8 protein-coding genes are annotated in these 13,960 nt (G+C 72.3%); 2 read left to right on the forward strand and 6 right to left on the reverse strand.

What is annotated here, in order from left to right; all coding sequences use genetic code 11:
• Positions 1 to 62 precede the first annotated feature (62 nt).
• The 3 genes from ACSMXW_RS09180 to proB all read right to left on the reverse strand — a co-directional run bounded on the left by ACSMXW_RS09180 (position 63) and on the right by proB (position 3,943).
• Complete coding sequence (locus ACSMXW_RS09180; protein WP_485805100.1) at positions 63 to 1,367, reverse strand: glutamate-5-semialdehyde dehydrogenase; 1,305 nt, start codon at positions 1,365 to 1,367, stop codon at positions 63 to 65.
• 459 nt (positions 1,368 to 1,826) lie between these two features.
• Positions 1,827 to 2,297, reverse strand: a complete 471-nt coding sequence (locus ACSMXW_RS09185; RefSeq protein WP_485805102.1) for a hypothetical protein — start codon at positions 2,295 to 2,297, stop codon at positions 1,827 to 1,829.
• A gap of 488 nt (positions 2,298 to 2,785) precedes the next feature.
• Complete coding sequence (proB, locus tag ACSMXW_RS09190) at positions 2,786 to 3,943, reverse strand: glutamate 5-kinase (RefSeq protein ID WP_485807906.1); 1,158 nt, start codon at positions 3,941 to 3,943, stop codon at positions 2,786 to 2,788.
• Positions 3,944 to 4,233: 290 nt separating this feature from the next.
• Between proB and ACSMXW_RS09195 the strand changes: the two genes are divergently transcribed.
• Positions 4,234 to 5,631, forward strand: coding sequence for a polysaccharide pyruvyl transferase family protein (locus tag ACSMXW_RS09195; protein ID WP_485805104.1), 1,398 nt, complete (start codon positions 4,234 to 4,236; stop codon positions 5,629 to 5,631).
• Between the two features lie 367 nt (positions 5,632 to 5,998).
• Complete coding sequence (locus ACSMXW_RS09200) at positions 5,999 to 8,296, forward strand: hypothetical protein (protein ID WP_485805106.1); 2,298 nt, start codon at positions 5,999 to 6,001, stop codon at positions 8,294 to 8,296.
• 234 nt (positions 8,297 to 8,530) lie between these two features.
• On the opposite strand, the gene ACSMXW_RS09205 is transcribed toward ACSMXW_RS09200, so the two are convergent.
• The 3 genes from ACSMXW_RS09205 to ACSMXW_RS09215 all read right to left on the reverse strand — a co-directional run bounded on the left by ACSMXW_RS09205 (position 8,531) and on the right by ACSMXW_RS09215 (position 13,823).
• A complete protein-coding gene (locus tag ACSMXW_RS09205; RefSeq protein WP_485805107.1) occupies positions 8,531 to 9,739 on the reverse strand; it encodes a glycosyltransferase family 2 protein in 1,209 nt (402 codons plus the stop codon).
• A 201-nt stretch (positions 9,740 to 9,940) separates the two neighbouring features.
• Complete coding sequence (locus tag ACSMXW_RS09210; RefSeq protein WP_485805109.1) at positions 9,941 to 12,067, reverse strand: hypothetical protein; 2,127 nt, start codon at positions 12,065 to 12,067, stop codon at positions 9,941 to 9,943.
• A 259-nt stretch (positions 12,068 to 12,326) separates the two neighbouring features.
• Positions 12,327 to 13,823, reverse strand: a complete 1,497-nt coding sequence (locus tag ACSMXW_RS09215) for a D-ribitol-5-phosphate cytidylyltransferase (protein ID WP_485805111.1) — start codon at positions 13,821 to 13,823, stop codon at positions 12,327 to 12,329.
• Positions 13,824 to 13,960: the final 137 nt, after the last annotated feature.

Below are 13,960 nucleotides of genomic sequence, written 5' to 3' on the forward strand. Positions count from 1 at the left end.
GGGCACGGCAGCCCGGCCACCGCGCCCCTGCCCGGGCCCGGCGGCCGGCGTGTCCGCCGAGGTCAGGAGCGTGTGTGGCCGTCGCCGGTGACGATGTACTTGGTGCTGGTCAGCTCGGGCAGGCCCATGGGGCCGCGGGCGTGCAGCTTCTGGGTGGAGATGCCGATCTCGGCGCCGAAGCCGAACTGGCCGCCGTCGGTGAACCGCGTCGAGGCGTTCACCGCGACGGTGGTGGAGTCGACGAGCTGAGTGAAGCGGCGTGCGGCCTGCTGGGAGGTGGTGACGATGGCCTCGGTGTGCCCGGAGGACCAGAGCCTGATGTGCTCGACGGCCTTGTCGAGGGAGTCGACGACGGCGGCCGCGATGTCGTAGGAGAGGTACTCGGTCTCCCAGTCGTCCGTGGTGGCCGGGACGATCGTGGCCTTGGACGACTCGGCGTGGGCGAGCACCCGGCGGTCGGCGTGCACGGTCACCCCGGCCTCGGCGAGGGCGTCCAGGGCGCGCGGCAGGAAGGCGGCCGCGATGTCCTGGTGCACCAGGAGGGTCTCGGCGGCGTTGCAGACACTGGGCCGCTGGGCCTTGGAGTTGATCAGGATGTCGACGGCCATGTCCAGGTCCGCCTGGGCGTCGACGTAGACGTGGCAGTTGCCGGTGCCGGTCTCGATGACGGGGACGGTGGACTCCTCGACGACCGTGCGGATCAGGGAGGCCCCGCCGCGCGGGATGAGGACGTCCACGAGGCCCCGGGCGCGCATCAGGTCGCGCACCGACTCGCGGCTCTCCCCCGGCACCAGCTGGATGGCGTCGGCGGGCAGCCCGGCGCCGCCGACCGCGTCGCGCAGCACCCGGACGAGGGCGGTGTTCGACTGGTGGGCGGAGGAGGAGCCGCGCAGCAGGACGGCGTTGCCGGACTTGAGGCAGAGGGCCGCGGCGTCCACGGTGACGTTGGGCCGGGCCTCGTAGATGATGCCGACCACGCCGAGCGGGACGCGGACCTGGCGGAGGTCGATGCCGTTCGGCAGCGTGGAGCCGCGGACCACCTCGCCGACCGGGTCGGGCAGGGCCGCGACGTCGCGCACGTCCGAGGCGATGGCCCGCACCCGCTCGGGGGTCAGGGTGAGGCGGTCGATGATGGCCTCGCTGGTGCCGGTCTTGCGGGCGGCGGCGATGTCGAGCTGGTTGGCCTCGATGATCTCGCTGGTACGGACCTCCAGCGCGTCCGCCATGGCGAGCAGCACGTCGTCCTTGGTGGCCCGCGGCAGCGGCGCGAGGTCGGCCGCGGCGGCCCGCGAGCGGTAGGCGGCCTGCGCGACCGGCGACATCGTGTCGTACGGCGAGCCCGTGAAGTTCTCGGAGAGCGACGTCATGCTGGCAGCGTAATGCGACCCGGGCGGCATTCCATGCGGTGTTCCACACCCCGAGACGGCACACCGGGGCATGGCGGCAGAAGGGGGCGCACGCGATGCCAGGCGGCGCGCATGGACGGGGCAGGCGCCCCGGGAGCGGGTGCTCCAGGGGGCCGACGTCCCGGCCCCCTCAGCGATCTTGCGCCCGAGCACCTTGCGGTTCCGTCAGCGGCCGTCGGCCGGTGGCTGGGCGCGCGGTCCCCGGGCCCCTGGGTGGTGCTTCGCGCCCCGAGGGGTCGCGGGGAACCGCGAGGAACCCACCGACGTGCCTGCCGCGGGCCACTCGGCGGGACGAGCCGCGGGCCGGCCGGGGCCCGGGGGCTCGGCACAGGAAGCGGCTCGGCAGAGGAGGGGCTCGGTACAGGAGGCGGCTCGGCACGAGAGGCGGCTCGGAAGGGCAGCGGCTCAGTGGGCAGCGCCTCAGAAGGGGTGCACGCCGACCGGTGTCGCCGGCAGCGGGCCGTGGCCGGCGGCGATGCGCTGGTGGTACGTCTCGCGGTCGATGACCTCCAGGCCGACGATCTCCCAGGGCGGCAGCTTCGCGGTCCGCCGGTGCTCGCCCCACAGCCGCAGCGCCACCGCCGCGGCGTCGTGCAGGTCGCGGGCCTCCTCCCAGTACCGGATCTCCGCGTGGTCGTTGGCGTACCTGCTGGTGAGCAGGAAGGGGTGGTCCTGGGCGAGCTGTTCCAGCCCCTGCCGGACGTCCTTGAGGGGTGCTTCGGCGCCGGAGACGCTGAGGGTGATGTGCCACAGGCGGGGCGCCTGCTCGGTGGCGTCGTGCCGTGGGGCCCCGGCCGCGACGCCCACCAGGGGCCGCCCCTGCCCCACCGCGCTCAAGGTGCGGGGCCCACCGCCGCCGCGGGACGTCGCCTCTGAGCATGCTCGTCTCACGGGGTCTCCTTTGCTGGGGGCACCTCCCAGGCCGTCGAGGCATCCGGGGAGGTGAAGCGGAAGGTCATCGCTCAAAGTTGACCAGGCCGGACCGCGCCGCGGGGTGCTTTTGCGGAACGTACACACCGCCAGGGGGAGGCCCCGGCGGCGGACCCGACCTCACGGGTACCCCGGGCGCACGGCACGCCGTGCCGCGGCGCGGGGCCCTCGGCCGAGGTACGGCACCGCGGGTGGGCCAGCGGCGGGTGCGACGCCGAGGGTGCCGCAGAGAAGGCGCACGAATGCCGCAGGAGGCGGTGGCGGCCCCGGCAGCAGACGGAGCCGGAAGGCCGGGGGGACAAGCCGCTCCGGGCGCGCGGGAGGCGCAGGCACGAGCCGCCACGGGCGCACAGGAGACGCAGACACGAGCCGCTCCGGGCGCGCGGGAGGCGCAGACACGAGCCGCCCCCACGCGCAGGCACGAGGCGCCACGGGCGCACAAGGAGGGGTTACGGGTGCAGCAGGACCAGGTCGTCCCGGTGCACCACCTCGCGCTCGTAGGCCGGCCCGAGCTCCTGGGCCAGCTCGCGGGTGGACCGGCCGATGAGCCGGGGAATCTCCTTGGCGTCGAAGTTGACGAGGCCGCGCGCGACGGGGCGCCCCGTGCTGTCGCACAGCTCGACGGGATCACCCGCCGTGAAGTCTCCGTCGACGCCCGCGATACCGGCCGGAAGCAGCGATTTGCGGCCCTCCACGACCGCGCGCACGGCCCCGTCGTCCAAGGTCAGGGCACCCTGCGGGGTGGAGGCGTGCTGGAGCCAGAGCAGCCGGTCCGCGGAGCGCCGCTCGGCGGGCCGGAAATAGGTACCGGTGTCCCGGCCCGCGAGGGCGTCGGCGGCACGGCTCGCGGAGGTGAGGACGACGGGGATGCCGGCCGCGGCGGCGATCCGGGCCGCCTCGACCTTGGTGACCATGCCACCGGTGCCCACGCCGGCCCGGCCCGTGCCGGCGATCCGGACGCCGTCCAGGTCGGCGGGGCCGCGCACCTCGGCGATCCGCGCGCTGCCCGGCTGCCCCGGGTCGCCGTCGTAGACGCCGTCGACGTCGGAGAGCAGCACCAGGAGGTCGGCGTGCACGAGGTGGGCGACGAGGGCGGCGAGGCGGTCGTTGTCGCCGAAGCGGATCTCGTCGGTGGCGACGGTGTCGTTCTCGTTGACGACCGGCAGCGCGCCCATGGCGAGCAGCTTGTCCAGGGTGCGGGCGGCGTTGCGGTGGTGGGCGCGGCGGCTGGTGTCGTCGCCCGTGAGCAGGACCTGGCCGACACGGATGCCGTAGCGGGCGAAGGATGCCGTGTAGCGGGCCACCAGCAGGCCCTGGCCGACGCTGGCGGCGGCCTGCTGGCGGGCCAGGTCGGTGGGGCGGCGGCGCAGGCCCAGGGGGGCGAGACCGGCGGCGATCGCGCCCGACGAGACCAGGACGATCTCCCGCTCGCCCGGCGCCCGCCGCGCCCGGCCCTCCGCGGCTGCCCCACGGGCCGCGCCGCGCGGCGGCAGGTGCTTGGCGAGCACGTCGACAAGTGCGTCCACACGGTCGGCGTCCAGGCCCCCGGCGGCGGTGGTCAGCGAGGAGGAACCGACCTTGACCACGACCCGGCGGGCGTCCACCACCGTGGCCCTGCGGATGTCATCGCCTGCGTTCACTCCCGACCCGCGCTCCCCGTCCTCGTGACTGCCGTGTGCCCGTCTGCCGATCGCTGCGGAGACCGTCGCCGATCCGTGCAGTCGGCAGCGATCCCGTCAGCAATCTACGTGAGGCCGCGCCGGGGCGCGGGTGGCGTCCAGTCGGTGGACTCACCGGAGTGACGCAGCATATTCGGGTCGACGCGTTCCGTGAACATCGAAAAGGTTGTACTCAGTGCATATAGCGATCGAACTTTTTGGAAACTAAAAGTTGACTTATGACATCCATGCCTCCTGACGGCCGTCGCATCCTGCTCAGATCCGGAAAGAGCCCGTTCAGCTCGCTGTCCATCGAGGACGCACTTCAGCAGGATGTCATCGCCACCAATGCCGGGAATCTGATCTTCAGTGACGCGGCTCACAAGATTCTTTCGACACCGGGCACCGAAGTCGTCTCCAACGGCATACGCACGGATATCACCACCGCGGAACGCATCAACGAGGAGTTCGACGCGTTCGTCGTCCCTCTGGCCAATGCGTTCCGGCCGTCCTTCGAACGTCAGCTGAAGCGGCTGACCCGGCTGATCTCGAAGCTGCGGATCCCGGTGGTCGTACTGGGCGTGGGGGCACAGGCGGGGCTCGACTACGACCCCGCGCGCCTCGCGCCGATGGAGCCGGTGGTCAAGAGCTTCGTCTCCGCGGTGCTGGACCGCAGCGCCGCCATAGGGGTGCGCGGTGAGTTCACCGAGCAGTACCTGAAGGATCTGGGCTTCAGGGACGTTGAGGTCATCGGCTGCCCGTCGCTGTTCGTGCACGGCGACCGGCTGGCCGTCGAGAAGGCCGACACCCTCACCCACGAGTCCCGTTTCGCCCTCAACGGCTCGCACAGCGCGATGCGCAACAAGCGCCTCGCCGGGCTGCTCAGGCGCACCTGGGAGCAGTATCCGAACGTCCGCTTCATCGGGCAGAACCTGAGCGAGGCCAGGCAGCTCCACTGGCGGGACCTCTCCGACCCGAACAGCCGCTCGACCGCCATGCCCACCCACCCCGCGCACCCGCTGTACCGCGACGACAAGGTCCGCCTCTACGTGGACCCGGTCACCTGGGTGCGCGAACTGCGGGATGTGGACTACTCCGTGGGTTCCCGCATCCACGGCAACATCGCCGCGCTGCTCGCCGGCACCCCCTGCACCGTGCTGTGCGCCGACTCGCGGACGCTGGAGCTGGCGCGCTACTTCGAGATACCGCACCACAAGCTCTCCGACCTGCCCGCGGACCTGGACGTCACCGACCTCTACGCGGCCGCGGACTTCGGACCGCTGATCAAGGGCCACAGGGAACGCTTCGAGCGGTTCACCGGCTTCCTCGCCAAGAACGGCCTGGAGAACACGTTCGAGCACGGCGACGGCGGCGCCGAGTTCGAGGCCCGGATGAGCGAGCTGACCTTTCCGCCCGCCGTGCGCCCCTGGAACGCCGCCGATCTCGCCTCGGTGAGCGAGCGCTTCAACTGGCTGCACTCCCGCCTCGACGACGTCGCCAAACGCAACGCCGTACTGGAGCGCACCCTGGCGAAGCCGCCCACGTCGGGCACGGCCGCGACCCGGCAGTCCGTCTACCGCCGGGCCCGGCGCGCCGTGGGCCGCCCCATCAAGCGGGCCCTCCAGTCCAAGGGCTGACCGGCGAGGCGGCACACCGCACCCGGAACCGACCGGCGGAGGGTGCACCGCGGCCCAGGGACCGATGGGCGGAGGGTGCACCGCGGGGCCCAGGGACCGACCGGCGGAGGGTGCACCGCGGCCCAGGGACCGATGGGCGGAGGGTGCACCGCGCCCCGGATACCGATCGGCGAGGCGGCGCTCCGGCAGCCCAAGGGGGCGACGCGGCGGGGGGCCGATGGGCGGTGGCCATAACCAAGCCACTGTCCGGTGCGTTGATCCAGGAGCACGATCACGCACCGCAGACAGCGCAGCCGGGCCGCCAAGCGCGGTACGCCCCCGTACCGCACGGCAGCGGTACGCGCGCGTACCGCTTGGAGCCACCCCGATGCCCCCCACCGGCCACCCCCGCCGTCCGCTCGCCCAACTCCCCGTTCCCCTGCTGCTGGCGGCGTCCTTCGCCGCGCAGGTGGCAGGGGCGGTACTCCCCCATGTGCCGCTGCTGATCGCGTCGGTGGCGGTGGGACTCACCGCGGAGGCGGTGCTGTACCGCTGGCAACGGGGCGTGGTGACGGCCTTCGCACGGGTGCGCGCGGACGTGGCGCTCCGCACGGTGCTGCGCGATCTGCTGCTGGTCGCGGGCCTGCTGCGGCTGGACGACGCCCAGCAGTACGCCCGCTACCTGCCCCTGGTGTACGGGTTGCTGTTCTTCTACGCGCTGCACTTCGCCAGCCACGCCCTGGCGCTCCTGGTGCGCCGCACCCGCACGCTGCCCGTCGTCACCCGCAACGTGGACGCCTCCGCGCTCGGGCTGCGGCCGGCGCCGCCGGCGCTGCTGCTGCGCCGTCCCGGGCACCGGGTGCTGCTGCTGGGGCTGCCCGCGACGGCCGGGCTGCTGGTCACCGCGGGCACGGGCCTGCCGGTGGCGGCGGCGGCCGGTGTCGCGGTGTCCATCGGGTGCGCGGCGGCGGGCCTGTGCGAGCTGCTGCTGTGGCTGCTGCCGAGCCGCAGGCCGCCGGGTGAGGACGAGGTGCTGGCGTGGTTCGACGCCTGGCTGGCGCGGTACCGGCCCACGGTCGGCATGTACTTCTCCGGCGGCGCCTCGTCCGCGTACCAGGCGAACATGTGGCTGGAGCCGCTGTCCCGGCTCGACGGCCGGCCCGTGATCGTGCTCAGGGAGCGCTTCATGGTGCAGAAGATCGCCGCGACGGACATCCCGATCGTGTGCATCCCCAAGGTCGCCCACCTGATGCGCCTGGAGCACTCCACCCTCCAGATGCTGATCCACCCGGCGAACTCCGGGAAGACGTCCCAGATCCTGCGGATCCCCACCATCAAGCACGCCTTCGTCAACCACGGCGAGAGCGACAAGCTGTCGTCCTGCAACCCGTACGCCAAGGCCTACGACCAGGTGTGGGTGGCGGGACCGGCGGCACGCGCGCGTTATGCGCTCGCCGACGTGGGCGTCGACGACAAGGACGTCGTCGAGATCGGCCGTCCCCAGCTGGACGCCATCCGGCCCGCCGGCGGACGGCCCGCGAGCGGGTACGTCACCGTGCTGTACGCCCCGACGTGGGAGGGCTGGGACGGCAACCCGGGCAACACCTCGGTGATCCTGGCCGGGGAGAACGTCGTACGGGCGCTGCTCGCCGACCCCGGTGTGCGGCTGCTGTACAAGCCGCACCCCATGACCGGCTCGGTGGACCCGAGGGCCCGCGCGGCGAACGCACGCATCCAGGCGATGATCCACGCCGCGAACGCCGCGAACGCCGCCAAGGACGCGGGGGCCGCCAAGGACGCGGGGGCCGCGAAGAACGCACGGGGCGCGACGAACGCGGTGGCCGCCGGCGGGAAGGCCGCCGGCACGGCGAGCGCGCCGCACGGTGCGGCCCCGCACCCGGACGCCGGGCGGGCCGCCGCGGAGCTCGCCCGGCGCGCCGCGGAACTCGACCGGGTGACCACGGCGGTCTTCCGGCGCGCCGCGGACGACGTGGAGCGGATGCTGCTCCAGGGCGCCCCGGAGCCCGGCCGGGCCGAGGCCGTGGCGGCGGCGACCGCGGCCTGGGAGGAGGCGTACTGGGCCGCGCTGCCCGCCGGGCGGCACCAGGTCGTCACCGATGTGCGTCCCGCCCTGTACTCCTGCTTCAACCAGGCGGACCTGCTGATCAGCGACGTGTCCAGCGTGATCTCCGACTACCTCGCCAGCGGGAAGCCGTACGCGGTGGCGAACACCAGCGGGCTCACGGAGGAGGAGTTCCGCGAGGCGTTCCCGACGGTGCGGGCGGCCACGGTGCTCGGCCCGGACGCCGCCCAGGTGCCGGGCCTGCTGCGCAGTGTCCGCAATCCCGCCGAGGACGCCCTGGCCGGTGCCCGTGCCGAGCTGAAGCTCCGGCTGCTGGGGCCCTCCGACCCGCCGTCCGTGGTCCGGTTCGCCGCCGCTGCCCGCGCGCTGTGCGAGGAGGCGGCCGCGCACCGTTCGCGCATGGCCCGCCGCTCGGCGTCCACGGTGCCCGGCCAGGCCGGGGCCCGCGAACGCGCCGTCGCACGGGACGAACGTGCCGCCGTACGCGACCAGGCGGCCGCTCAGGAGCCTGCGGAGATCCCGGGGCAGCAGGTGTCGGGGCCGACCGCGAAAGGGGCTGGGACGGGCACACAGGGCGCCCGCTCCGCCCGCCGGCGCCGCTGACCCCGCCCTGGCCCCGCACCCCGCCAGGCAGGCCCCGGCACGGGGCTCGGAGCCGCCGGGCCCATGGCAGCCGCTCGCAGGACCGCCACCGGAGCCCTGGCGCACCGTCTGGGCCGACCCCCGGATCACACCGCCCGGACGTCCGCCGCCCGGCCACCACCGCCCGGCCACCGCCACACGGCCACCACCGCCCGGCCACCGCCTCCTGCCCGCCGCCGCCCGGCTGAGGCCGGGTCAGGAAGCCGCCCTGTCCCCTCTCCGCGCCCGCCACATCCGCAGCGCCACCCGCCGGGCCGCGCCCAGGCCGGGCCTGCGGCGGGACGGACGGAGGCCCGGGATGGCGGCGGTCTCGGACTCCGATGCCGCGTAGACGGAGTCCGGGACGCCCGCGGCGGCGTCGCGGAAGTGCGGGTAGGCCAGGTAGGCGCGGCGGCCGCGGCGCTCCACGACCATCGCCGGCGTCTTCTTCTCCCTGATGAAGACCAGCACGTCCGCGAGCAGGTCGGCGCGGCCCTCCGCCACCAGGTGCAGCCTGAGCCGCTGGTGGACCTTGAGCCGGGCGGCCACGCCCCTCGTCCAGTAGGCGTCCGTCAGGGGCTTGGCGAGCTCCATCTTGTGGCGCCTGGTCTCCTCGTCGAGCTTCAGGAAGGAGGGGCCGAACTGCGGCAGGAGGGTGATCACGAAGGGCCGGACCATCAGCAGGTCGCGGCGGGTGCCCGCGGGCACCCGCTCCTCGATCAGGCGCATCAGGGCGCGTGCCGAGTCGAAGCGGCGGGTGTAGCTGCCGCGCTTCGTCGCGTGCTTGCCGTCCTCGCGGCCGACCAGGTAGTAGCAGGTGTGGTCCGAGACGATGGAGACGCCGTCGGCGCGCAGGTAGGCGTCCATGGTGAACAGCGCGTCCTCGCCGGTCGTCAGCGACTCGTCGAACCGCAGTCCGTGCCGTTCGATCAGCTCGCGCCGGAAGAGCTTCTGGGCGCTGAGCGTGTACTTGATGTTGGACGAGAAGACGTCGGTGCGGGGGACGTCGCCGTCCTTGAACATCGACTTGGGGGCCGTCCGGTTGACGCCCTCGACCCTGCCGAGGACCACATCGGTGCCGTGCCGGTCGGCCATCGCGACCATGCGCTCCAGGGCCTCGTCGCCGAGGTGGTCGTCCGCGTCGAGGAAGAAGACGTAGCGGCCGCGCGCAAGATCCAGGCCGACGTTGCGAGGGCCGCTGGGACCGCCGGAGTTCTCCTGCCTGACCACCCGGACCGGCAGGTCCGTGCGGGCCGCGAACTTCTCCAGGTACTCGCCCGTCCCGTCCGTGGAGCCGTCGTCGACGGCGATGACCTCGATCCGGTCGGCGGGCAGCGTCTGTGCCTCCAGCGATTCCAGACAGCGGACCAAGTACGGCATCGCCTCATATGCCCCGACAATGACGCTCACGTCAGGAACACTCATCCGGGCTCCCCTGATTTTCTGTTTTCCTCCACGGTCACCAGGAAGACGAGGCACGGGGCGGTGACGTTGTGCGCACGCCCCGGATCGTTCACGTGATATCCATCACGCGTATGCACATACGAAAACCCGGTCCCGGGGGCATCGCCCCGGAACCGGGTCCGTGGTTCCGGCCCGTGGCCGGTCCGGCGACCGGCGGAGGGGTCAGACGATCGGCGCCTCACTTCCGGCGGACGTGGCCTCGGCCGCGGTCCCGACCTCGGCGCCGGCCTCCGCGGCCTGTTCGGTGCGCGGCACCGGGATGGTCTCCAGCTCCGGGGCGCCGGCGCTCTGGCGCTCGTTGCGGGCCTCGGCGCGGCTCCCGAGGTCGCGCACCGCGGCGTTGAAGCGCTCCATGGACGTCGGCTCGTCCGGGCCGAGCAGGTACTCCTTGAGCTCGGCCCTGGCCGCGGCGAGCGGGTCGGCGTCGGCGTCCCGGACCGCGGCGAGCAGCTCGGGGAGCTCGTTCGCGCTGTTCGAGAGGATCACGGCGGCGCGTACGGCGGTGTTCTGCCGCTTGAACTCCTCAGCGCCGAGCCCCGCGGAGTCCGTGACGGCGTACGGCTTGCCGCTGGCGATGAAGTCCGACACCACGCTGGAGATGTCGGAGACCATGGCCTCGCTGACGTTGAAGCAGTCGTACAGGCGCGGCTCCGCGCCGGAGATCACCATGTGCTGCCAGGTCGGGAAGGAGCGCCAGTAGGCGGCGTTCCACTCCTCCCTGAGCTGCTTGGCGCGGGCCTCGCGTACGGGGTCGGCGATGCCGTCACGGGACGCCTCGGCCTCGTCGCGGTCGTCGTCGTGGCCGCCGGCGAGGCCGGCCAGCTCCGTCTCGATCCGGGCCAGCTCGGCGCGCGCCGCGGCCTGGGCCTGCTCGTCGGCGGTCCAGGCCGGATCGGCGGCACGCGCCGCGGCGGCCTTCTCGACCAGGGCGACGATGCGCTCGTGGGCGGCCTTGGCGGCCTTGCTGCGGGTTCCGGTGAACGGGTGCGGCTTGTAGAGGACGCGGACCGCCGGGTCGGCCGCGAGCAGCTTCCTGACGATGTTCTCGCCGGCGAGCAGCAGCGAGGTGTTGCCCGGGTCGTCGTCCCAGCCCTCCCAGGTGGGCGCGTACAGCACCGTGGGAATGCGGTCCTCGGGCACGCCGCCGTAGTGCCGGATGGGGGCGAGCTGCGGCCGGCCCACCTCCACGATGTCCTCGTCGCGCACCCCGACGTCGGCGAGCGCGTACCGGTCGCGTCCGGCGCGGCCCGCGGTCCACACCTCGTCGTAGACCTTGCTGAACGGGTTGACGCTGGCGAGCTTGTCGCTGTCGCCGTGGCCGATGAAGACGTGCTTCATGGTGGGGACGCGCAGCAGGTGGATGTTCTTGCCGACGTTCGCGGCGTAGAGGGCGACGCGGACGGAGGAGAGGTCCATGTTCATCAGGTGCACGCCGCCGGGCACGCAGATGACGGGCACGCTGGTGCGGGCGAGCTTCTTCAGGATGACGCGCTCGCGCAGGATCACCAGGGGGCGGGTGTCGAGCCGCTCCAGGGTGTCCAGCCACATGTTGACCTGGTAGGCGGAGTCCTTGGAGCCGGAGAAGTAGAGCACCGTCTCGGGGCGGTAGTCGCGCAGCCAGTCGTCCACCTTGTCGAGGACGACCTCCGCCCTGGACGGGATCCGCTTGCCGCGCACATAGGGCAGCAGGGCGACCAGATAGCACAGGCCGAGCACCAGGGTGACGCCGATGCCGGCGAAGCCCACCACGGGCGCGTCGGCCTGCGCCGCGACGAGCAGGCCCACGACCGCGGCGATGTCGAGGTGCAGCATCTTCTCCGCGGCGCGGTGGGTGAGCCGACGCGGCGGGGAGTCCGGGATGAAGACCTTGGACAGGTCGACGTTGCGGGTGACCACCGGCAGCCTGCGGCGCAGCCTGATCAGCGTGGTCAGGGCGCTGTGCGGGGCCTGGAAGCCGAAGAAGACGAGGAAGCAGGCGATCGCCCCGTAGAACACCGGCTGCGTGGAGAGGTCCATCCGGGCCAGCAGCAGGATGAGCAGCAGCTCACGCACCAGGAAGCGCATCGACAGGCCGGCGCGGACCTTGCCGAGCCGGTTGATCAGGTAGCTGCCGCGGTGGTGGAGGTATCTGTCCGCCAGGTATGTCACGGCACCTGCTGCCGCGAAGCCCCCGACGCTCGGTATCAGCGCGGCCACGGTGAGGCCGGCATATCCCAGCAACAGGAGGACGGCTGCGGCGAGCTCGGCGGTACTGCCCACGCGGGCGACGCGGATGGCGGTGGATATCACGGAGGACCTACTTCTGGGGGGTCATGCCGGCTTTTTCAGATGTACGGGCCCGAGCTGGCCGGGCCCGGACTGGAGTGTGCGAGGGACCGTGCTGCTGTGTGTGCGGAGTGTGACCGGAGGCCCGGTGCGGGCGACCGGTCGTGTACGGGTTGTGCGCGCCGTGCGAACCGTGTGAATTTCCGGCCTTGACGGGCACAGGCCCTCAAGATCGCCGTAAACAGCGCTCTCGAAGGCCCGTATCCAAGGTTGTCGCGAAATATTACACGCCGTCCTGCCGGTCGAGGACCGCGGCCAAGGCCTGCTCGAAGCCGGATGCCTGGTGCGCGGGCTTGGTGGGGTCCTGCTGGCGTACGTCGATGACATGACCGGTGAGTTCCGAAACCAGCACATCGAGTGAAGCGCGCGCGACGGCCTCGGAGGACAGCAGGCTGCCGGCCGGCTCCTGGCCGAAGGCCTTGGTACGCATCGGGGTCGCCGTGCGCTCCGGGTTGATGCAGTTGACCCGGATGCCGTCGCCCGCCCACTCGTCGGAGAGCGCCTGGGTGAGGTTCACCATGGCGGCCTTGGTGGACGAGTAGAGGCTGTACTCGGCGCGACCGCGCGTGTAGCTGCTGGAGGTGTACAGCAGCAGCTGGCCCTTGGTCTCCGCGAGGTACTTGTACGAGGCGCGGGCGATCTGCACCGGCGCCAGGTAGTTGACCTTGAGGGCTTCCTCGATGGTGGCGTTGTCCGTCTCGGCGAGCTTGCCGATGCGCAGCACGCCCGCGGTGTTGATGACGTAGTCGATGCGGCCGGTCTCCGCGTACGCCTTGGAGAGGGCGTCGTCGACGTGCTCCGGGTTCTCGACGTGCGTGCCGGTGGTGGAGCGGCCGAGCGCGAAGGTCGTGGCGCCGTAGCTCTCGGCGAGGTCGGCGATGTCCTTGCCGATGCCGTACGAGCCGCCGAAGACCACCATCGTCTTGCCGGTGAGCAGTTCCCGGTAGGCGTCCTCGCCGGCCTGGGCGGGGGCGGCGCCGGAGGCGAGCTGGAAGAGCTTGTCGGCGATGAAGACGTCGACGGGCTGGGTGACCTTCATGTTGAACTCGTCACCCGCGACGACGTGGATGGGCACGTCGGGCAGGTACTTCAGCACCACGGAGCAGTCGTCGGTGGCCTGGAAGTGCGGGTCCTCGGCCGCGATCTCGTACGCCCTGCGGATGGTGGAGAGCTTGAAGGCCTGCGGGGTCTGGCCGCGGCGCAGGCGGGAGCGGTCCGGGATCTCGGTGATGAACTCGCCGTCCTCGCCGTGGGTGCGGGTGACGATGATGGTGTCCGCCGACGGGATGGCGACGTCGACCGCCTGGTAGCGGTCCAGGGCGGCCACACAGTCGTCGATCACGCGCTGCGACAGCAGCGGGCGTACCGCGTCATGGAAGAGGAGGTTGCGGTCCTCACCCTCGGCCAGGCCCTCGCCGAGCGCCTCGATGGCGCGCTCGGTGGTCTCGTTCCTGGTCGCGCCGCCTTCTATGATCTTGGTGACCTTGCGCAGCCCGGCCTTGGCGACGATCTTCTCCACGTCCGGCACGAAGCCCGGCGCCATGAGCACCAGCACGTCGTCGATGGAGTCCGCACGCTCGAACGTGCTGAGCGTGTGCTCGATGACCGCCTTGCCGGCGATCTTCAGAAGCTGCTTCGGAATCGACAGACCCACGCGCTGACCGGTACCGCCGGCCAGGATCACTGCGGTGGTACGGGGCTTGGCTATGACCTGGGACACGGGCTACCTACCTCGGGGCTACTGGGAACCTGGCGATGGTCTCACTCACGGTTACCGCGGTGCAAGGTGAGCGACGTGCACCGCACATGTGCAGGCAATCGCCGGTTCACCTTGACGTGTTCGGCGGCCGTCTCGGG

The organism is Streptomyces sp. DSM 116793 (assembly GCF_057320905.1).

What these genes read in the sequence shown, in the direction of transcription:
- ACSMXW_RS09180 (WP_485805100.1), bottom strand. Translation starts at nt 1,367, where the DNA reads ATGACGTCGCTCTCCGAGAACTTCACGGGCTCGCCGTACGACACGATG.
- ACSMXW_RS09195 (WP_485805104.1), top strand. Translation starts at nt 4,234, where the DNA reads ATGACATCCATGCCTCCTGACGGCCGTCGCATCCTGCTCAGATCCGGA.
- ACSMXW_RS09200 (WP_485805106.1), top strand. Translation starts at nt 5,999, where the DNA reads ATGCCCCCCACCGGCCACCCCCGCCGTCCGCTCGCCCAACTCCCCGTT.
- ACSMXW_RS09205 (WP_485805107.1), bottom strand. Translation starts at nt 9,739, where the DNA reads ATGAGTGTTCCTGACGTGAGCGTCATTGTCGGGGCATATGAGGCGATG.